This window comes from Streptomyces sp. NPDC048623, from assembly GCF_040650755.1.
In the GTDB taxonomy this organism is placed as follows: Bacteria; Actinomycetota; Actinomycetes; order Streptomycetales; family Streptomycetaceae; genus Streptomyces.
Genome location: NZ_JBEZHV010000035.1, coordinates 39,395 through 58,465 on the forward strand (window position 1 = coordinate 39,395; position 19,071 = coordinate 58,465).

General features: G+C 72.3%; 22 protein-coding genes. 17 read left to right on the plus strand and 5 right to left on the minus strand.

Translation table 11 applies throughout. The annotated features are described in order from the left end of the window. From AB0C73_RS33305 to AB0C73_RS33365, 13 genes are all read left to right on the plus strand, one after another. Complete coding sequence (locus AB0C73_RS33305) at positions 1–357, plus strand: hypothetical protein (RefSeq protein ID WP_362537184.1); 357 nt, start codon at positions 1–3, stop codon at positions 355–357. Further along, positions 354–767 (plus strand): hypothetical protein, encoded by a 414-nt coding sequence (locus tag AB0C73_RS33310; protein ID WP_362537186.1) that lies wholly within the window; start codon positions 354–356, stop codon positions 765–767. Before AB0C73_RS33305 ends, AB0C73_RS33310 begins: the two co-directional genes overlap by 4 nt. Further along, positions 764–1,306, plus strand: coding sequence for a hypothetical protein (locus tag AB0C73_RS33315; RefSeq protein WP_362537188.1), 543 nt, complete (start codon positions 764–766; stop codon positions 1,304–1,306). The genes AB0C73_RS33310 and AB0C73_RS33315 overlap by 4 nt, the downstream gene beginning before the upstream one ends. 98 nt (positions 1,307–1,404) lie before the next feature. Further along, entirely contained in the window at positions 1,405–1,713 is a 309-nt protein-coding gene (locus tag AB0C73_RS33320) for a hypothetical protein (RefSeq protein ID WP_362537190.1), read from the plus strand. A 90-nt stretch (positions 1,714–1,803) separates the two neighbouring features. Beyond that, positions 1,804–2,478 carry a GGDEF domain-containing protein gene (locus tag AB0C73_RS33325; RefSeq protein WP_362537192.1) on the plus strand — a complete coding sequence of 225 codons (675 nt, stop codon included), beginning with the start codon at positions 1,804–1,806 and terminating at the stop codon, positions 2,476–2,478. Beyond that, complete coding sequence (locus AB0C73_RS33330) at positions 2,475–2,921, plus strand: hypothetical protein (RefSeq protein ID WP_362537194.1); 447 nt, start codon at positions 2,475–2,477, stop codon at positions 2,919–2,921. The genes AB0C73_RS33325 and AB0C73_RS33330 overlap by 4 nt, the downstream gene beginning before the upstream one ends. Continuing rightward, positions 2,918–3,184, plus strand: coding sequence for a hypothetical protein (locus tag AB0C73_RS33335; protein ID WP_362537196.1), 267 nt, complete (start codon positions 2,918–2,920; stop codon positions 3,182–3,184). Before AB0C73_RS33330 ends, AB0C73_RS33335 begins: the two co-directional genes overlap by 4 nt. Before the next feature lie 26 nt (positions 3,185–3,210). Continuing rightward, positions 3,211–3,414, plus strand: a complete 204-nt coding sequence (locus AB0C73_RS33340) for a hypothetical protein (protein ID WP_362537198.1) — start codon at positions 3,211–3,213, stop codon at positions 3,412–3,414. Further along, the gene (locus tag AB0C73_RS33345) at positions 3,414–3,893 is read left to right on the plus strand and encodes a hypothetical protein (protein ID WP_362537200.1); all 480 of its coding nucleotides are present in this window, start codon (positions 3,414–3,416) and stop codon (positions 3,891–3,893) included. The genes AB0C73_RS33340 and AB0C73_RS33345 overlap by 1 nt, the downstream gene beginning before the upstream one ends. Next, positions 3,893–4,072 carry a hypothetical protein gene (locus tag AB0C73_RS33350; RefSeq protein ID WP_362537202.1) on the plus strand — a complete coding sequence of 60 codons (180 nt, stop codon included), beginning with the start codon at positions 3,893–3,895 and terminating at the stop codon, positions 4,070–4,072. Before AB0C73_RS33345 ends, AB0C73_RS33350 begins: the two co-directional genes overlap by 1 nt. Before the next feature lie 51 nt (positions 4,073–4,123). After that, positions 4,124–4,594: an RNase adapter RapZ gene (locus tag AB0C73_RS33355; protein ID WP_362537204.1), complete on the plus strand. Its 471-nt coding sequence runs from the start codon at positions 4,124–4,126 to the stop codon at positions 4,592–4,594. A 305-nt stretch (positions 4,595–4,899) separates the two neighbouring features. After that, the gene (locus AB0C73_RS33360) at positions 4,900–5,745 is read left to right on the plus strand and encodes an AAA family ATPase (protein WP_362537206.1); all 846 of its coding nucleotides are present in this window, start codon (positions 4,900–4,902) and stop codon (positions 5,743–5,745) included. A gap of 116 nt (positions 5,746–5,861) precedes the next feature. Next, the gene (locus tag AB0C73_RS33365; RefSeq protein WP_362537208.1) at positions 5,862–6,527 is read left to right on the plus strand and encodes a hypothetical protein; all 666 of its coding nucleotides are present in this window, start codon (positions 5,862–5,864) and stop codon (positions 6,525–6,527) included. A 112-nt stretch (positions 6,528–6,639) separates the two neighbouring features. Here the strand turns inward: AB0C73_RS33365 and AB0C73_RS33370 are convergent, their stop codons facing one another. Next, positions 6,640–7,329 carry a hypothetical protein gene (locus AB0C73_RS33370; RefSeq protein ID WP_362537210.1) on the minus strand — a complete coding sequence of 230 codons (690 nt, stop codon included), beginning with the start codon at positions 7,327–7,329 and terminating at the stop codon, positions 6,640–6,642. 230 nt (positions 7,330–7,559) lie between these two features. Between AB0C73_RS33370 and AB0C73_RS33375 the strand changes: the two genes are divergently transcribed. Next, positions 7,560–8,186, plus strand: a complete 627-nt coding sequence (locus AB0C73_RS33375) for a hypothetical protein (RefSeq protein ID WP_362537212.1) — start codon at positions 7,560–7,562, stop codon at positions 8,184–8,186. Between the two features lie 180 nt (positions 8,187–8,366). After that, positions 8,367–10,331, plus strand: a complete 1,965-nt coding sequence (gene mobF / locus AB0C73_RS33380) for a MobF family relaxase (RefSeq protein ID WP_362537214.1) — start codon at positions 8,367–8,369, stop codon at positions 10,329–10,331. Between the two features lie 483 nt (positions 10,332–10,814). Here mobF and AB0C73_RS33385 read toward each other — a convergent pair whose 3' ends face one another. Then, positions 10,815–11,264 carry a hypothetical protein gene (locus tag AB0C73_RS33385; RefSeq protein WP_362537216.1) on the minus strand — a complete coding sequence of 150 codons (450 nt, stop codon included), beginning with the start codon at positions 11,262–11,264 and terminating at the stop codon, positions 10,815–10,817. A gap of 694 nt (positions 11,265–11,958) precedes the next feature. Here AB0C73_RS33385 and AB0C73_RS33390 point away from each other — a divergent pair. Together AB0C73_RS33390 and AB0C73_RS33395 are read left to right on the plus strand one after the other, a co-directional pair. Continuing rightward, the gene (locus AB0C73_RS33390; RefSeq protein WP_362537218.1) at positions 11,959–13,584 is read left to right on the plus strand and encodes a replication-relaxation family protein; all 1,626 of its coding nucleotides are present in this window, start codon (positions 11,959–11,961) and stop codon (positions 13,582–13,584) included. A 153-nt stretch (positions 13,585–13,737) separates the two neighbouring features. Then, complete coding sequence (locus tag AB0C73_RS33395) at positions 13,738–14,400, plus strand: DUF402 domain-containing protein (protein WP_362537220.1); 663 nt, start codon at positions 13,738–13,740, stop codon at positions 14,398–14,400. Positions 14,401–14,697: 297 nt separating this feature from the next. Here AB0C73_RS33395 and AB0C73_RS33400 read toward each other — a convergent pair whose 3' ends face one another. Genes AB0C73_RS33400 through AB0C73_RS33410 form a run of 3 tightly spaced genes read right to left on the minus strand, consistent with a single transcriptional unit; the run spans position 14,698 to position 18,319 of the window. Continuing rightward, the gene (locus AB0C73_RS33400; RefSeq protein ID WP_362537222.1) at positions 14,698–15,507 is read right to left on the minus strand and encodes a hypothetical protein; all 810 of its coding nucleotides are present in this window, start codon (positions 15,505–15,507) and stop codon (positions 14,698–14,700) included. Continuing rightward, on the minus strand, positions 15,504–15,803 hold the full coding sequence (locus AB0C73_RS33405; RefSeq protein ID WP_362537224.1) for a hypothetical protein: 300 nt from the start codon (positions 15,801–15,803) through the stop codon (positions 15,504–15,506). Before AB0C73_RS33405 ends, AB0C73_RS33400 begins: the two co-directional genes overlap by 4 nt. Next, complete coding sequence (locus AB0C73_RS33410; RefSeq protein WP_362537226.1) at positions 15,803–18,319, minus strand: Helicase associated domain protein; 2,517 nt, start codon at positions 18,317–18,319, stop codon at positions 15,803–15,805. The genes AB0C73_RS33405 and AB0C73_RS33410 overlap by 1 nt, the downstream gene beginning before the upstream one ends. Positions 18,320–19,071 lie beyond the last annotated feature (752 nt).

The window sequence follows — 19,071 nt, forward strand, 5'->3', positions numbered from 1 at the left end:
TTGCACAGCGCCTTCACCGACCGGCTGCCCGAGATCCGGGCCCGGCTCGCTGCCCTGCCCGACGCCACCTGGCGTCAGCGCTCCGGCGACGCCGGTCTCATCGAGGACATCACCGGCCAGCCGGTCGCCGTCCTCGGCACCAGCGGCGACACCAAGCTCCCCGCCGGCGAGTTCATCGCCAACGCCCCGGCCGACGTCGCCTGGCTCGTCGCCGAGGTCACCCGGCTGCGCTGCCGCGACGCCATGGTCACCGCGCTCCACCAGCAGCTCGACCGGTCCGGTCACCTGCTCTCCACCAAGCAGATCGCCACCCTCATCGGCCACCCCGGCCCCACCACCGCCAGGAGCTCCCGATGACGTTCCGCATCGACAGCGCCGAGCCCGGCCGGGACGACTACGACCTGGCCCGCCGTCTGGTCTGGGAGCGCGGCTTCGCCAAGTACGCCGCCGACCCCGAGGCCGACCTCCTGCGCCGCGTCCACGAGCTGTTCACCGAGGCCGAGTACCACCGCGCGCTGGCCTACCTCGCGGCCAGCGAGCAGGACACCGACCGCCTCGCCGCGATCGAGGCCGGCCTTGGCGAGGACACCACCAGCGACGCCGCCTGGCTCGCCGGACAGCTCCGCACCGCCTGGGCCCGCCTCGACGAGCTCCGCGACCGGATCGACAACTCCGGCACCCTGATCGACCTCCACTACATGGCCGAAGGCATCACCTACGTCCGCGGCTCCCGCCGCCAGCACGAACTCCGGGACACCGTCCGATGACCACCACCGACAACACCCCGGCCATGAAGCCCGACCCGCTGGAGCGCCTCGGCGCCGCCCTGATCCAGCGCCTGGGCGGGGCCTGGGTGCCCGACACCCGACCCGGCGAGAGGGCGGTCACCCTCGTCCACGCCGTCACCGACCGCAGGATCGGCGCCGACCCGTACCAGGGCCGGATCATCCTGCAGGCGTGGACGAAGGGCACCACCGCCGTCACGCCGACCGCCGCCTACACCCCGGACCTGACCGGGCACGAGGACCTGGCGCACTGGCTGTCGGCCGGCGACCTCACCGACGCGAGCGCCGTGATGGCCGCCGTGGTCCACCAGCTCCTCGCCCAGCTGCCCGTCGAACCCGGCGACACCGCGGCCGAGGAGGTCCTCGCGACCCAGGCGAGCGCGCTCGCCGAGAAGGCAACCGAGTTCGCCGCCCAGATGATCCGCCGACAGCCCGTCCGGGCCGCCGCGCGCGAGCTCTACCGCCTGGCCGCCCAGATCGCCGAGACGGCCGACGCCGTCGACGACCGCCGCGGCTACTGACCCCGCCAGCCGCCGCGCCGCTCCCCTCTCTCTCCACCGTGAGGGCCGGGACGGCGCGGTGGCCCCACGTACCAGACAAGGAAGGAGAAGGGGCCGTCATGCCGAACCGCCGAGAGTTCTTCGAGGTAGACGTCCCGATACACGACACCGCCAACCCGGCCCTCAAGGGTCTGCACGTCTTCACCGGCGTCGCGGACTCCCCCGCCACGGCCCTGCGCCGCGCCCACGAGGTCTACGACGCCGCGCTCGCCGCGCGCACGGCGGGCCTCGAGGTCCCCGGCAGGCAGCCGGACGGCTGGGGAGCGTCCGGGATCCGGCCCGGCTGGGAGCTGGAGTGGACAGCCGCCAAGGCCGGCCGCTGGCACAACCCGCTCAGCTGCACCCCCCACAGCGACTTCGCGCTGTAGCTCCGCCCCGGGACAGGCGCTCACGGCGTCCAAACCGACCGCCTGCCCCGGGTCTACCCATCCCGTACGAGACGAGACGGAGAACCCAGTATGTCGTCCCTCCCGCGCGCTCGAAGCCGGTTCGGCCAGCGCACCCTGTTACTGACGACTGCCGCCGTGCCGCTGACCGGCTGGGCCGTCCACGCCGTCGCCCTGCACCGGCAGCTCGCCGCCACTCGCCGCGACCCGCTGACCGGCCTGCTGCGCCGCGACGCCTACACGACCCGCGCCCGCCGGCTCCTGGCCCGACACGGCGACACGGCCGTGGTCATGGTCGACGCCGACAGGTTCAAGGCGGTGAACGACACGATGGGGCACCCGGCCGGGGACGCCGTCCTCGCGGCGTTCGGGGCCCGGCTCACCGCCTGGGCGGGCCCGCGCGCAGCGGTCGGCCGCCTCGGAGGCGACGAGTTCGCCGTGGTCCTGGAACTGCCCGCCGACCGCCGCGCGCTCCGTCTGGAGCAGCTGGTCCGGATGCTGCACACCCCGGTCACGCTGGACGACGGCCGCACCGTCGACGTCGCCGCTTCGGTCGGCGCCGCCACCCCGGCCGCCGTCGGCAGCCGGGACCTGTCGCTCCTTCAGCGGGCGGCCGACGCTGCCCTGTACGACGGCAAGCACACCGGCCGCCCGGTCCTCGCCACCGCCGCGCACGCCTCCGTGCCGTCCGTCAACGGGCGCCGCGCAGGCCGGCCGGGCACGGCCGTCTGGGGGCGAGCAGCATGACCACTCCGCCCCTTCCGCCGACCGGCGACTGGATTCGCGGCATCACGATCCGCCAGCCCTGGGCCACTTGCATCCTCGCCGGGAAGAGCACGGAGAACCGGCCCGCGAACTGGCCGTGGCGAGGCTGGGTCCTCATCCACGCCGGGAAGGCGAAGCCGGACCCCGCCCTGCTGCGGGACCCGCTGGTGGCCACCGCGATCCGCGGCCGCGAGCTCCACCGCGGCGCGGTCATCGGCGTCGCCCGGCTCACCGACTGCCACCCCGACCAGGGCCCCGAGCGTTGCACCAGCCCCTGGGCGCAGCGCGACGTGCACCACCTGGTCCTCGACGACATCCGCGAGCTGCCCCTCCCGGTGCCCGCCACCGGCGCGCTCTCCGCCTGGAGACCGACGCCGGACCTCGTCGCCCTGGTCCTCCAACAGTTACCCGACCTGCGGCCGTGACTGCCCGGCGCCGCCACCTGCGCGCGGTGCCCGCACAGCCGGAGCAGCCCACGGCGCCGGTCCAGCTCCTGAACTGGCGCCACTCCGCGCACTTCGGGCCGCCCGCCCCGTGCGTGCTGTGCGGCACCACCACCCCGCTGAGGTCCCACGCCAAAGAGCCCGTCCACAAAGTCTGCGCGGAGCTCTGGAACGCGGCGCACCCCAGCGAGACCCGGTTCGTCTCCGACCCGCCCAAGGGCGGCGCGACGACCGACCACGCCTGAACCCCTCACCTCCAGCCGGAGGACCCATGAGCAGCACCGACCACGACGTCGACCACGCCCTCGCCTACCCCGAGCCGCCGGCATCCCCGCTCTGGCACTGCCACGGCGCGAAGGCCCGCCCGCTCACCGACGCACAGCGCCAGCGCAACCGCGAGCTCCTGGTCCTCGCCCAGCGCACCACCCGACCCCGCGCCCCTCGCACCACCGAGACCCTGGCGGAGGCCAGCTGATGGACACCAAGCACTGCGCCCTCGACGGATGGGTCGACGCGATACCCGCCCCCGGCCCGCGCGACACCGCCACCTTCGACCTGATCGTCCCCACCGACCTCGACGCCGTCGAGGAAGACATCCACGACACGGTCGTCACCTGCACCAGCGGCGACCCGAGGATCGTCCACGAGCTGCTGACCGCCATCCAGCCCGGCGACCTGCTGCGCGCGACCGGCACCCTGGTCCAGCCGTCGGCGCCCGGCGAGCCCGCCCGGCTCGTCGTCGACGCCCTGGAGGTCCTCGACACCGCGCTGGTCCCGGTCCTGCGCGACATGGTGCTCGACCGGTACGGCGACTACGTCGTCATCTTCGACCCCGACCGCGACCAGGTCCCCGTCTTCACCGCGTACGGGGCGTGGGTCGGCCTGGCGGACAACCCCGACGCCATCGCCCACCTCATCGACATCCACGAGCGCGTGAACGGCGGCGACTCCTGATGGCCACCACCGAGCAGCCCCGGACCGTCCTGGAGCGGTTCCCCGCCGGAGCTCCGCGCGGCTCGTGGCCGGCCGAAGAGTACGCAGCCGCCCAGCGCGCCCAGGGCACCAACGCTCAGGTCGTGATGGACCTGAGCACCGACCAGTTCCTCGTGGTCACCGACACCACCACCCAGTAGCACCACCCGGAGCGCCGCGCCCGCCCTTCCCGGCCGGGCGCGGCGCTCCCCGTGTTCCCGCACCTCATCACCGAGCAGGAGGCTCCCTTGCGTACGATCCGGCTGATCTCGTTCGGCTACCTGCACCTTCCCACCGGCCCGGACGGCTCCCCCGTCCCGCCCGCCGACCGCATCGAAGACGTCCGCGACCGGCTCCGCGACCCGGCCGCCGCCCGCGACATCCTCGACCTCGACGGCCTCAACCCCCGCGTCCAGGACGTCGTCCTCAATACCCCCGGTGCTCGCGAGCTGCTCGCCAATCTCGCCGACTACGCGACCCTGCCCGCCGGCCCCCGCCGTATCGCCATCGGCTGTGCAGGCGGGAGGCACAGGGCATCTGGCCTCACCGAACTCCTTGCCCGAGAAGTCCGCGCCCGCGGCCTCCAGGTCGACGTCGAACACCTCCACGTCCATCTGCCGCGCGTGCTCAAGGCGACCGACACGACACTCGGCCGCGCCGGTGACCGTCGCCGGCATCCCTGACCCCGAGGCAGTCGCGCCCGCGACCTGGACAGCCTGACAACCGAAGGCCCGGTACCCCGCAGACGATCGCGGGGTGCCGGGCCTTCTTGCGTTTCAGGGCCCTCCCGCAAGATCAAAGCCATGGGCCGGTCTCCTCCGGGAGGGCGATGGGGCGGGCGTTTCCCAAATTTGGGAAACGGCGGACCGCTACGCTGCCTCCCGTACGCGCAGGTCAACGCCACGCCTCCCGCCACGCTGATTTGCCTGGAGGGTGCCTGAGCAGCGACGATCCGGCGCGGAAGTGATCGCACAGGTGGAGGTCGGGCGTGGACACAGTCGCGAACTACTCGGAGAAGGGAGGCGTCGGGAAGACGAGCAACTCCGCGGGCATGGTGGCCGAAGCCGCCGAACGCGGACTGAACGTCCTCGCCGTCGACCTCGATCCCCGGGCCACGCTCACCGAGGAACTCGGAGTCAAGGACCCACGCTTCACCCTCAACGACCTCCTCTACATCGACCCCGAGGCTGACACGCCTCCTGGTGATCCCGCCGAACTGATCCACGACGCGATCGTCCAGGCAGGCGACGGGTGGCCGTCCAACGTCTGGGTGCTTCCCTCCGAGCGGCCTCTCGGTCGCCGGGAGACCGACTCCACCATGTTCGAGGCACGGCTGCGCCGAGCCCTGGAGGGCTTGGACGGAGAGATTGACCTTGTCGTGATGGACGTGCCGCCACGCGCAGGCGGGAAGCTCGCCACCTGCGCGCTCATCGCCGCCAAGAAGGTACTCATCCCCGCCACCCTCACCGCCGACGGTCGACTCGGTGCCGAGCAGGCGCTCCGCACCATCCGCTTCGTCAGCGCCCCCGGCAGCGGGATGAACGAGAACCTGGAGATCGCCGGGGTGGTGAGGAGCATCCTGCCGAAGAAGGACGACATGCGTGCCGTCAATCACTTCGTCAACCAGCAGCTCGTGGAAACCTTCGGCGATAAGGTCCTCGACTCCCTCACCGCTGACGAAGGGCAGTACCCGGGAATCGTCAGCTACTCCGTCCGGGAGGAGTGCCGGGTGGCCTGCGCGCCGATCACCTCCGCCCCCGGCCGCGAAGCCAAGAAACTCCGCCGCTGGTACGGGCAGCTCCTGGACCACGTCGTCACACAGAAGGGCGCCTGATGGCTTCCAGACTCCTTCAGAAGGCCGCAGCCGCCGCGCCCCCCGCGAAAGCCGGCCGCGGTGGCCTCCAAAAGGCCGCGGACCGAGCCGACCCGGCCGATACGCCTGTCGGTCTCGTGCCGCTCCCGCGCGCCGCGCACGAGGGAACGGCGGCGGAGCGCCTGGCCGTCCTCGAGGGCATCATCGGCAAGGCGCAGGACAATGCGGAGCTCACCGTCCGGCAGGCGAAGGACAGGTTCACTCGAGAGGCCGGCCCCGCCCTGGCGCTCATCCACGACGACGAGCTGTGGCGCCCGGAGTACGAGAGCTTCGTCGACTACGTGAAGCGGCGGTGGGACTACTCTTCCACCCACGGCTACCTCCTGGTCGCCACGGCCAAGGTGCAGAAGGCGCTCCCGGAAGGAGCGAGCGCCAACACAGGCCACGTCCAGGTCCTTGCCCCGGTACTCCGACACAACGGCCTGGAAGCTGTCAGCGAAGCGTGGGCGAAGTCCGAGAAGAAGAACGGGCAGCCCACCGCGGCGACCCTCAAGGCAGCCGTCGACGAACTCGGGTACGGCAAGGCCACGAAGGCCATCCAGGGAGAGGTGCTGAGCAGCACCAACCACACCACCACCTCGAGCGCGGTGGGCCAGCTGGAGAACGCGGTGGCCCTCGCAAAGAAGCACCTCACCCGGGCGCTGGTGAAGAAGGCGTTCGAGGAGAGCCCAGAGGACGCCCGGCGCCTCACCGAGGAGATCGCCTCCTGGGCGACCACCATCACGAAGGCAGCCCCCAAGTAGCGCACCAGACGCGGGCCGGTTTCCCAAACTTGGGAAACCGGCCCCGCCGCAAAGAACCGGTCCGCACCACACAGCGGGCCGGGTTCTCTTGTCAGCCCTTGGGGCGGGCCAGCTAGCGGACGATGCCCTTGTATCCGGACCCGAGCCCGCGCCGCTTGCCACGTGGCGTACCGCCGGGCCGGGCCGTGAGGGCCGCGACCACCGCCTGGGCTGCCTGCGGCGTGAGGCCGGCGCTCACCTGCCCGGAGGTCAGGACCCGCGCGTACGCGCCCGTGCCGTGCGCGCGGAGAGCGTCTGCGAGCGCGGCGGCCGCAGTCTCCGCCGGCCCGGACCCCCAGCCGTCCTTGTCCTCCGGCGGTGCCTGCCGCGGGAGGGCGTCGCGTCGGCCGAGGAGCACGGCCAGGGCCTGCGCCTCGGGTGCGTCCAGCGTCACGGTGACCAGCGCGGCACCGAGCTGGTGCACACGGTTCCGAGTCAGGCCATGAGCGGCGAGGGCTTGGCGCAGCGCCGCACTCGTCCCTGCCGTCGCCCTGCCGCCGGCGGCTTCGCTCGTCCCGGCCGCAGCCTGTTCAGCACGCTCGACGACGGCGGCCGCGGCGACCGGCACGACGGAGAGGATCTCCGCGCACTCGGGACCGAGCTGGGCGAGCGCACCGGCCAGGACCTCGAGGGCGGCGGCCGCATCCTCCACCGCGTCCGCGCTCCAGCGCGACGGGCCCGCGGCGTCGGCCAGCGCGCACGCCGCCACGACGGCCTCCTCCGCCAGCGCCTCGACCCTGCCCGGCCCGGAAGTCAGCTTCATGTCCAGCCCAACGAGATGTGACCGCGCGAGGTGGTGCGCGCTGATCACATGATGGCGTCCGTGATCCGCACCATCCCCGCTCGCCCAATGGAACGGACGCCTGACCGGGGGTCGGAGTACCGGAAGACGCTCGGGCCCGGCCGGGCGTCACTAGTTGACCGGATCCGTAAGGCGTCGGATGGCTGATCGTCATCTCGTGCGGGTCACGTGCCGCGCGGCAAGGTTGCCCGATGGATGCAGGACTTGCTGCCGTTCTCGGTGCCACCGTCGGGGCTCTCGGCACAGCGGCGGCGGGTGCTACCGCCGCCCTCCTCAGCCGCAGTACCGCCCGCCACCAAGTTCGGACCGAGACACTCAGGGCTCTGCGAGAGTCGAGACGAGCCACATACGCCAGCTATGCGAAAACGATCGACCACTACCTGGACAGGCTTGCCACCACCCTGATTCCCCTGGAGCGGGTGGAGCGCTTCCCGGATCAGCGTGAGGTCTGGACCGAGAACGCGCACAAGCAGTGGAAGGAGGCGCTCAGGTACCGGCAGACCGAAGTCGACACTCAGCGAGTCCTTCTGCAACTGGACGCCACCCGGCCGGTGGCAGAGGGCGCTCAGCAGGTAGCCAAATGGTGCGTCCTCCTCAGCCGGGCGACTGGCCGCGCAATCGCTGATCTGAAGGGACAGGACCTGGACACCGGTCCTCTCTCGTCGCCATCACCGAACTACGCCCAGCTCTTGATGGATGAGGGGTTCGACCCGGAAAAGCCAGACCTTGAGCGCCTGCGATCAAGGGCACGCGAGGCGTATAACGCCTTCCTGAGCACGGCAGCAGCTGACCTTGGAGAAGCCAGCATCCTCGCCTAAAGGCACAGCGTGCGGCTGCTGGGCCGCTGAGGCCAGAGAGCGATGACATTCCCGCCCGGTCCGGGGCCGCGTCCCGCCCGGCGGGCACCTGAGAAGAAAGTCCGGCCGCTGCTCCCGCCTGGCGGGACGCGCCGCTGATCGGTCTTTTCTTGCAGGTCAGAGCCGTGTGGCGTGGTCTGCATGACAGTGGATATCAGGGTGATCCGGGCCGGTCAGATGTACCGCTACTACCTGCGCGAGACCGTCGTCGGCGACGGCCGCCGCCCGGCGCGCACGCCGCTGCGCGCTGCCCAAGAGCAGGCCGGCGTCCCGGTCGGGCGCTGGATGGGCCGGGGACTCGCCACGCTCGGGCTTGCGCCGGGTGAGGAGGTCACCGAGGCGCAGCTGCGGAACCTGTTCGGTGAGCGGGGCCGCCACCCGGACGCGGACCGGATCGAGGCCGAGCGGCTCGCCGCGGGCGACTCCCCGAAGAAGGCGTATCGGGCCGGCGCCCTCGGACGCCGGGTGACGGTCACGGGCGTGGACTTCGTGTTCCGGCCGCAGCCGACGATCTACCTCCTGTGGGCGTTCGGGGATGAGGAGACCCGTCTGGTGATCGAGGCCGCGCACGAGCGGGCGATCGAGCGGGTGCTGGAGTGGATCGAGGACGAGGTCGCGGTGATCCGGTACGGCAAGGACGGCATCTACCGGGTCCGGCCGCCGGGCGGTCTGGTCGCCGCGCGCTTCCGCCATTACGAGGCGAGATCGGGCCGACCCTTGCTGCATGACCATCTGCTGCTGAGCGTGAAGGGGCAGCGCTTGGACGGGAAGTGGGGGTCGATCCACACCACGGCCCTGCACGAGAACACGGTCGCGGCCTCCGCGCTCTACAACGAGATCGTGGCCGCTGAGGTCTGCGAGGAGCTCGGGTTGGCGACCGAGCCGCGCACCGTCACCCCGGGGCGCCGGCCCGTGATGGAGATTGCCGGGGTGCCGCACGAGCTGATCCGTTGGACCTCCCGGCGCAGTGACCAGATCGCCGCCTGCCTGACCGAGCTGGAGCACGAGTACGTCACCGCCGTCGACGACGACGGCGAAGCGCGGTTCCTGCCCGTGGTCTCCGAGCGGGCCCGCGCCAAGCTGAACGCCATAGCCGCCCGCAAGACCCGCCCGCCCAAGCGGAAGACCCAGCCGCTCGCGCAGCTGCGCGTCTGGTGGAAGGCGAGCGCGATCCTCACCTCCGGTGTCGCCGCCGACGTCATCACCTCCCTCCTCGAGCACGCCCGCGCCGCGGCCGCCGCGATCCGGGCCCGGGTCGCGGCCGTGGTCGACGTCGCCCTGGCGGCCGTCGACGTCACCGCGACGGTGTTCGTGATGAACGAGGGCGGCCGCTTCCACCGCCGGCACCTGCTCGCCGAAGCCCGCCGCCACCTCGCCCTCGTCCTGCGCGGCCGCCGCCGCGACCCCGGCCTGGACGAGGAGATTGTGGCCGCCGCCATCTCCACCCACTGCCTGGACATCAGCGAGCCGAAGACCACCATCGGCCTGCTGGCGGACTACCGCCTCTACACCGCACGGTGGGACCTGGCCGACCTCCCCGCCCGCCGCCGCCCACCGGCCCCCGCGCCCGACCTGGACCGGCAGCCCCCGGCCGATCCCGGCGAGCCGGCCGCGCTCCGGCCGCCGGGCCAGGACGCGGGGGAGTGGGAGATACCGCGCATCCCGCTCCAGTACGACCGTGCCGTCCTTGCCGGCGCGGTAGTCCGGCAGAAGCTGCGCACCACCACCGCCGTGCGGGGACGGGCGTACGACGTCGTCGCCCACCAGCAGGCGGCGATGCCCGAGCAGCTCCTCGCACCCGAGCCGGCCGACCCCGACCACGACGACCAGGAGCCGGAGGCCGGTCGCGGGGACGCGATCGACATGACGGCGCTGCGGGCCCTGCGGAAGTCCCGCACGGACGTGGAAGCCCTCGATCTCACCGCCGACCGGCTGCGCCGCATCCGGGAGGCGGGCACCAAGATGGTCAACGACTCCCGCGCCCGCGCGGACCGCCACACCGCACCAGCCGACGCCGACGCGGTGCGCCCGGTGCGCCCGGACGACCAGCAGACGCACCGCCCACAGCAGCCCGCACCGCACCGCGGCCGGGAGGCCGGCCACTGAGTGGACCCGATGGTGCGCACCCGGTGCGGTGGTGCGCACCGACGACGCCCGGCTCCACTCCACCGAGTGGAGTCCACCGTCCGGGAGTGGACGCCACCGTGCTCGCCATCCACTCAACCGAGTGGAGCCCACCGAGTGGAAGTGGACGCCATCGACGGGAGTGGGGCCGCGCATCCCCCCGGTGCGTTTCTCCTTGACCTCGGCTCAGGTCAAGGAGAAACGCACCGACGTCACCGTCTCCACCCGGGCCCACTCACCGAACCGAGTCCACCCGATGCGCCCCACTCCCGCGCGCCGGCCGCACCGGCGCGCGCACCGCCCACCGAGTGGAGCGCACCGGATGGACGGTGGTGCGCATCGTGGTGCGCACCGGCTGGACTCGGTGCGCACCGGATGGGCGCACCACCGCACCAGTGCGCACCCGATGGTGCGCTCCACCGCACCGGTGCGCTCCCACCCGGTGCGGTGGTGCGGTTGGTGCGGTCAGCGGTGCGCACCGGGTGCGGAGTGCACCGCGTGCGCCAGCGCCAGGTGCTCGTCGCGCACCGTCTCCAGGGTGGCGCGGGTGTCTCCGTGGTCGTCGGGGTCGGGGATCACGTTCTCGACGAAGCGGATGATGCTGCGGGCGATGCCGAGTACCGCCGTGGTGGGGGAGTCCCGCGCCCAGTCCCGCAGCGCGGACAGCAGGACGCACCCGACCTCGTCCAGCACGAAGGAGTCCGCGCACAGGTGGGTGGCCTTCCCGTCCACGGTCGTGACGAACCAGATGATGTCCTCGGCGAGCTGCAGCAGGACGAACGCCAGCTCCGGGGTCGCCTCCACCCGCCCAGCGGCGTAGGTGCCGCCGCCCGTCTGCAGCGCCAGGAGGTAGTCGAAGCCCTGCTCTACCTGCTCGGGCGTCAGCGGCGTACGGGTCGGGATCAGGTACGGCATGGAAGCCTCCTTTAACTGGGTGCCGCCGTGCGGATCACGACGACTCCCAGCAGCCTCGGACGATCGACCTGTGGACAGAGGCCAGAGAACTCTCCCCCCGATCCGAAAGCGGCGAATCGGGTCTGCAAGGGCCAAACCGGACCCCCTTGTCCAGCTTGGTTGGTCCGACCTCGAGCCCGACCATGACCCCTTGTCCACCTCTGCTACCGGCCCGCCCACGGCCACGTTTCCCCTAGACAGCGTCCGCTACCGGCCTCGGTCAGACCGCGGACAAGGGGGGTCCGTGCACGCTGCTTCTTCGCCCCGACCGCCCCGGCCGGGGCAGCGAAGGAGAGCAGACGATGACGACCACCCACCCGAGGGCCGGGCAGCGGCGCCGCGCGGGCCGATGGGACGTGAAGGCCGGCCCGGACTGGGCAAGCCCAAGGGGCGTCCCTGGGTGCCCCCTTTGGAGGGCCCTTGGGATCCCCCTTTGGTGCCCGGCACCCGAGGCCGGGGGAAACCCCCTTGTCAGGGCCGTAATCGGCGCGAAAATCGCGCCGTCACAACCCTCTTCTCTCCTCTACATGTCCGTAGTGGAGGAGAGCATCGGGTTCCGGGGGGCCCGGACGCCCTCCCAGGCCGGGCGCGGCCAGCGCCAGCAGCGGCGGCGGTCGGCGGGCGGCCGGTCGCGAGCAACGAGGGAGCAGAGCTGATGACGGGGAAGCGGAAGAACAACCCGGCGGGGTCGACGAACAACTACCGCGGCGACGTGCTGCGCGTGCTCGGAGCGCTGAAGGTTGCGACGACGGATCAGATCCAGCGGATCGGCGCTCCGCACCTGACGTTCCGGCACGCCGACAAGGAGACCCCGTCGAAGCAGAAGCAGGCCCGCACTGCCTCGCACACCGCTGCACTCTCCGACATGCGGGGGCACGGCCTGTCCGAGAACGGCGGCTCCACCGAGACGGGCGACGCCCTGCGGAACCTGACCCCGAAGGGCCTTCTGGCCGCCTCCTACGAGCTGAACCGGCCGGTGACGGAGATGGGCTCCACCGCGCGCGGCGCGGGCTCCAGTGGCGCCTCCCACCCGATGGCCGTCAACGAGACGGTGATCGCGATGCTGCGCCCGAAGCCGAACATGGCCAGGCTCGCCAAGGACTCGGCCGAAGTCCGGGCCGCCGCCCAGGCCGCCGTCGACTCACCGGACGGGATCGGCACGATCGCCTCGTTCTGGACCGAGGTCCCGCTCCCGGCGACCGGCACGTGGAACGCGCCGGGCAAGGGCGGCGCCCAGGCCGACATCGTGCTCACCGCCCCGCAGGACGGGGTGCCGCTGCTGTTCATCGAGGTCGACAACTGCCACGAGACCGCCGAGGAGCTCGCCGACAAGCTGGAGAAGTACGCGAGGTTCTTCAAGCGGAAGGTGAAGGACACCGACGGCAAGGAGCGCCCGATGTGGCGTACGCGCTGGACGGTCCCCGAGGGCCGGCCCGGCGATACGCCGCATCCGCCCGTGCTGCTGGTGTTCAACCGCATCGGCGAGCGCAACCCCAACCGCACCATCCCGCGCCTGATGGAGCTGACCCGTCACCTGTGGCAGGGGCAGCGACTGCCCGGCGGCCACCACCTCTACGACCGGAAGATCCCCATCATCGCGGTCGGGCTGAACCAGCTGCGTGAGCACGGTCCGGCCGGGCCGGTGTTCGCCCGCTTCGGCCGCAGCGGCCCGCAGACCCTCCTGGAGGCGATCGGCAACCCGCGCCGCGAGGCCGCCGACGCCCGGGAGCAAGAGGAGGCCAAGGCCCGCGCGGCGGCGTACCAGGCAGAGATGCGGCGGGCAGCCCAGGAACACGCCGCGAAGCAGGCAGCCGAGCGCGAGGCACGCCGCCCCGTCTGCACCGGCTGCGGGGCGAAGTTCACCGACACCCGCTGGGAGGCGGTACAGCCGAAGGACTGGGGCACCCCGAAGGACTCCCACCCGCACCTGTGCGACGACTGCAAGGCCGGCGCCGTCGTCAGCACAGCGGCTGACACCCCAGAGCGCCAGCCGATACGCGGTGAGGCCGGGTCGGACGACTTCTGGCCCGCCCCCGAGCGCCCCGTCTGCACCGAGTGCGGTGCCGCGTTCACCGACGAACGGTGGAAGGCGACCAAGCGTGTCGGCTGGGGTCCTTCCCCGGCGAAGCGTCCGTCTCTGTGCGGGGACTGCGACCAGCGGTCCGAGGACTTGGACCGGGCCTGGGGTGTGAGTTCCCGGCAGGAGGAGCGCGACCAGGAGGAGGACCAGGCCGTGCCCAAGCAGAAGGGCACCGGCTGGTTCTCCCGTCTGCGCGGCTGAGCCGGGCAAGCCGCCGGCACAGGGGAGTGGGCAAGCGTAAGGGGACCCTGGGCAAGCCGCCCCGGATGGCGGCTTGCCCACCCCGGCCGGCGCGCGCTGAGGTGGGCAAGCCAGGCCCGGACATCCCGGCTGCGGCTGGTGGAGGAGGACGTGGTGCGGAGTTTCGAGACGGGCGAGACGGTCGTACGGCGCGACGTGCACCGTGGGGGCCGGGTGTGGAGCGAGCAGGCGTTACGGGTCCTCGAGGACACCGGCGAGGCGCTGGTGGCCGCCTGCGCGCCCGGGGCGGAGGCCCGCTGGCCCGCCCTGTACGCGAAGGCCCGCGACGACCAGGACCGCTCCGTGCGCACGGAGGCGTTCGACGCGATGGCAACCGGCCGATGGGACCTCGCAGACGCGGTGTGGCAGGAGACCGACCTGCTGCTGTGGAAGCCGCCCGCGGCCTGGTTCAGCATCAACGCCTTCTTCGTCCCCGACAGCGCCAGCGGGCGCCGGCTGCGGAACTGGTACGTCAACTTCGAGCACCCCACCCGCCGCACCGAGGACGGGTTCGACACCTTCGACCTCACCGTGGACCTGGTCGTCACGCCCGACCTCACCCACTGGGAGTGGAAGGACGAAGACGAGTACGCCCACGTACGCCGCCTCGGCATCGTCACCGATACCGAGCACCAGGCCGTCGACGACGCCCGCGCCGAGGTCCTGGCGATGCTCGCCGAACGCGCCGGGCTGTTCGCGCACGCGGAGCGGTGGGCGGCCTGGCGGTGGGAGCCGGCCTGGCCCACGCCCCGCCTGCCCCGGCCCCGGCGGCCGTGAAGAGGGTTGCACCGCAGGGAGGCTGAACCGTTGCCTGGACGGTTGCATGCGGCGGGGGACCGGAGGTGTGACCGGCGGTGGGAGCCCGTCAAATCGGACACCGCTCGTTGTTCCTGGTCAGCGCCGGTGGGCAAGCCTCCCCGCGACGGCGACACCTCTTTCCACGCGATAGCCGTGGGAAGAGGTAGCTGGACTGCGACGGCGGCCGGGAGCGCGGGGGAGAGCAGGACTTCGGCGGACGAGACACGGGGCCGGACAGGATCACCTGCCCGGCCCCGCTGCTGGTTGCCCGGCTGCTCACCGGCTGAGGCGGATACGTGGCCCCCACGCGAACTCGAGGTCGTCCAGGAAGACGGTCTCCAGCTCCTTCTCCCACTCGCTGCGCAGACCGAACGGGTTGGTCTCCATCCGCTCCAGGATGACCAGGGTCTCCGGCTGCCCGATCAGTGCGTACCGGCCGTGGGAGGCGGGCCGACTGCCCGGCCCGTACGCCCGCAACAGCTCCTCCAGGCGCTCGCGGTACTGCTCGACGAACACCTCCAGGCGCTCGATGTACCCCTGGCGTTCCTCGGGGCGCACCGCGCTCAGCGCGACGTCCAGGAACTCCCCGTCCGGCCAGTGCCGCGTCCCCGGAGCGGCCAGGGCCCACGGGAAGCGTTCCGCCGCCGCCAGGACCTCCTTCGCGTCCAGCTCCACAGCCGGGCCCGGCTCCTCCGCCGGAGCCTCCTGCGGGGCGGGGGATGCGGGCTGCTGGAGGTGGGCGAGGAGCATGGCGCTGGACGCAGCGCGCCCCCGCCCGGTGGTGGCGGTGGTGTCGGCGATGCGCCGCAGGTGGCTGGCGACGTCGCGGACCCCGGCGAACCAGCCGTCCTCGAACCGCGGCTCGGCTCCGTGCGGCGGGCTGCTCTCGGAGATCCAGGTGTGAGCGCCGGCGACCGCCCCGGCCTCCAGGGCCGCGACGATGTCGTCAGCCTGCTCGTGCCCGATGCCGACGGCGGCCAGGGCCTGGAAGACCACGAACCGCGCGCTTGTGGCTTCGGTCTGGTGGTGGCTGACGGTGGCCAGCTCCTGGCCGTACGCGACCGGGTCGTACTGCTCGGTGCTCATAGGGTGCCTCCCTGGTCTGTCCGGGTGCGGTTGGCGACCCAGTCCGGATCGCGTACGGGCACCGGCACCGGGGCGTCGGTGGCCGGGGCGCGCATGATGCGCCAGCTGGTGCGCGGCGCGGTGACGGCGTGGGCCAGGACGACGACGGCCTGCCGCCCGGCGCCGCCCCGGGCCCACGCCCCGGCGTGGCGGACCTGATCGGCTGCCCAGTCGCCCAGGCGTCGCCGCGGGCGCAGCCGCCCGAGCAGATAGCCGGCCGCGAGCGCGACGGCCGCGGTGACGACGACGCCCACCATCAGGACCACCGCATCCCGATCGCGGACAGCTGCTCCACCCGCTCCGGCGACAGCGTCGCCGCCCTGCTGCGCTGGTTCCCGACCCACGCCCCGAGCCGGAGCTCCCGCTCCTCCTGGTCCTCGCCGACGATCGTCTCGACGTGCTTCCGAGGGACCCGCAGGTGGCCCTCGCGCTCGAAGAACTGCTTGGCGGCCTCGTAGTTCAGCGCCCACTTGTCGGCCTGCGTACGGCGCGGCTGCGGCTTCTCCTCCTCGGTCGCGGGGGTGATCCCGAGGACCTGCTCACACATCCACTGCTGCACGGTCGTCAGCTTGTCCCAGCCGAGCCGCTGCGCCCGCACCCACCGTCCGAGGTCCTCGCCCTGGTGCATCACCTCGCCGGGCTCGGTCGGCAGCGTGCCGCCGACCTCCTCCAGGTGGAGCCGGACGAGGTGGAAGGCGCGCTGCCACTCCACTGGCCAGGCCGGGCACCACGACGGGTCGATGTCCTCCAGCTGCTCACGCCGCTCCGCCGACAAGGCGCCGGCCCACGACTCCACCGGCAGCCCTTCGGCCTGGCGCTGCTCAAGCTCCTGGGCACGCCGGGCGGCGGCCCGCGCGTTCTTCAACCAGGTACCCACCCGGTAGCCCTGGAAGGTGGCGTCCAGCGGGGCCAGGAGGTGCCCGTTCACCTCGGCCCACCCGCGCGCCGCCGCGAGTCCTTCCTCCCACGCGACGTCGAAGTGCGACCACACCATGCCCAGCTTCTCCAACTGCTCGATGCGGTCCTCGTCCATGTCCCCGCGGGCGTAGAAGCGCCGGTTGTCGGCGATCCACTGCCCCAGGGGGAAGTTGGCGAGCGAGGCCGGCCACCCGACCCCCTCCGCCTCCTCACCCTCCGGCACGCGATAGGTGAAGGGCACCTTCAGGTCGCCGTGCTCGCGCGCGAAGATGACGGCGGCCTCCACCCCACGCCGCCAGTGCTCGTGCTCCGGGTTGAGCACCCGCAGGTTGATGAACGCGGCCAGCTGCGCCGGGTCGCGCGGCGTGCTGAACTTCAGCAGCTTCCGCGCGGGCGCCGACGGGCCGCCAGACCCGTTCCCCTCGCCCCGGCCCTCCTGGCCCTGCGCGGCCTTCTGGACGGGCCTGTAGGCGCTGGGAGCCTGCTGCTGCGCCAACTGCTCCACCACCCGGGCGTCGTGCGCCCTGAGCGCCTCCAGGAGCTTCGCCAGCCCGCCGAACGCCCGGGAGGTCAGCATGTTGTCCGCCGTCTCGCCGGGCCCGAGCAGGACCGGCACCACGAGCGAGGCGACCTTGCCCTCGCCCGGGTGCATCCGCAGCGCGCGGCCGACGGCCTGGACGAGGTCGGGCATGGAGCCGCGCACGTCGGCCCAGAAGACGGAGTCACACTCCCGGGTATCCACGCCCTCCCCGAGCACCTTCACCGAGCCCAGGAAGCCCTTCTCCACGACCGTGCCGTCCGTGGCGATGCCGTCGGCGAACTCCCCGAGGACCCGGCGCCGGTGGCCCGGCTTGTGGTCGCCGCACAGCCAGTCCGCCCAGATCGTGCGCGGGTACAGCTCGGGGTCGGCGGCGTGCAGCTGCGTGGCGACGCCGGGCAGGCCGGCCGCGAACGCTTCGGCTTCCTTGACGACGTGGTGGAAGACGAGCGTCCTGCGGAAGCCTTCCTCGGCCGATGCCTTGAGCAGGGCGGTCTGGAGGGCTGCGAGCCGGGCTCCGCGGACCTCGTCCGAGCGGCCCTCGGCGCCCAGGAGCTGGGCGGCCTGGAGCTGGGTGTCGGTGATGTCCACGCACACCACCTGGTAGGGGGCACAGATTCCCCGGTCGATCGCCTCCGAGAGGGTCAGGGTGAACGCCCTGCTGCCGAAGGGGCCCTCGGGGTCGTCTTCCATGCTCGCCACGAGCTCGCCCGGCGCGCCCTCGGAGTCCTCGTCCAGCTGCCACAGGCGGGGCGTGGCGGTCATGTAGAGGCGACGCAGGGACGGGATGCGGGTGTTGTCGTGGACGACCGCCCACGGCTTCCCGATCCGCCCCGACGTCCGGTGCGCCTCATCGACCACGATCAGGTCCCAGCCCGGAAGGCCGGCCTGGTGCGCACGCTCCAGCGTGCCGAGCCCGAGGGAGGCGTACGTGGCGAACACGGTGACCTTGTCGAACGGCCGCACCCAGTCGACCAGCTCGTCCACGTCCGTGGTGTTGGGGAAGGACACGTCCTCGCCCCGCAGGGACGACACCCCGATCATCGGACCCGTACGGCCGCCCTCGCGCCACGCGGCCTCGGTCTGGGTGAGCAGGTCCAGCGAGGGGACGAGCACCAGCACACGGCCCGCACGGAGCTTCTCCGCGCTGCGGGCCGCCACCCGGGTCTTGCCGGACCCGGTCGCCATGATCACCTGAGTCCGCAGACCCCTCTCGGGCGCAAGCGATCTTGCAGGCAATTCGAGGGCACGGACAACCGCGTCAATGGCTTCCTGCTGCGCCGCCTCGCGCTGATCGGTTCGGCTTGTGGTCGACATATCCGTCTGCCTTCTCCTGGGCTCTCGGTTGGGCCGGAAACGGGAAACCTGCACGTAGATGGCGTGCGATCGGCTACGGTGAACCTCACCGGAACCCGGTCACAGCCTCGGACCAGTAGCGGGGGAGCGTGATCGAAAACCGATCCAGGCCCCTCAGTGGTGGTGTTGTCTGAGTCCAGAGTCTATCTTTTGCTTCAAAGTGAAGCACTCAGAACGCAGAAAGTCCCTCGAACGTGGCTGAATTCTGTTACTGTTGCCTTATAGGCACCCCGGAAAGCAGCCTGACGGTCGGTCAATTCGCCCCCGCAACCCCCGGCTCAGCCCCCTCACCCGCTCGACCACCTGTCACCCCTCCTCCCTCTGCTGCTGCTCGTGCCGTGAGGCCCGTGGGCGGGCCGCGCGGAGCGTGGCGCGCCCCGTGGTACGGCGGGTGACGTGGGGTCAGGCGGTGGGGTGGTGGGTGGCTGGAGCGCAGCGGAGGCCACCGGTCGGCCGGAGGCCGGCCCCGGGCCGCAACGCGGCCTGGCTGCCCTGCCCTTGGCGGTGCGCGCGGAGCGCGTGCCGCCTGGCGGTGAGCGGAGCGAGCCGCCTCCGCTCACGCGGAGCGGGAGCGGCCGGGGAGCGCAGCGACCCGGCTCGCTGTGACGGGCGCAGCCCGGAGGGACCCGCTCCGCGGGTCCCGCACCGCGCTGCTCCACCAGGCCGGTCGCCCGCCAGACGGGCAGCCGGCCGTTCGCACGCCTCCCGCCCGG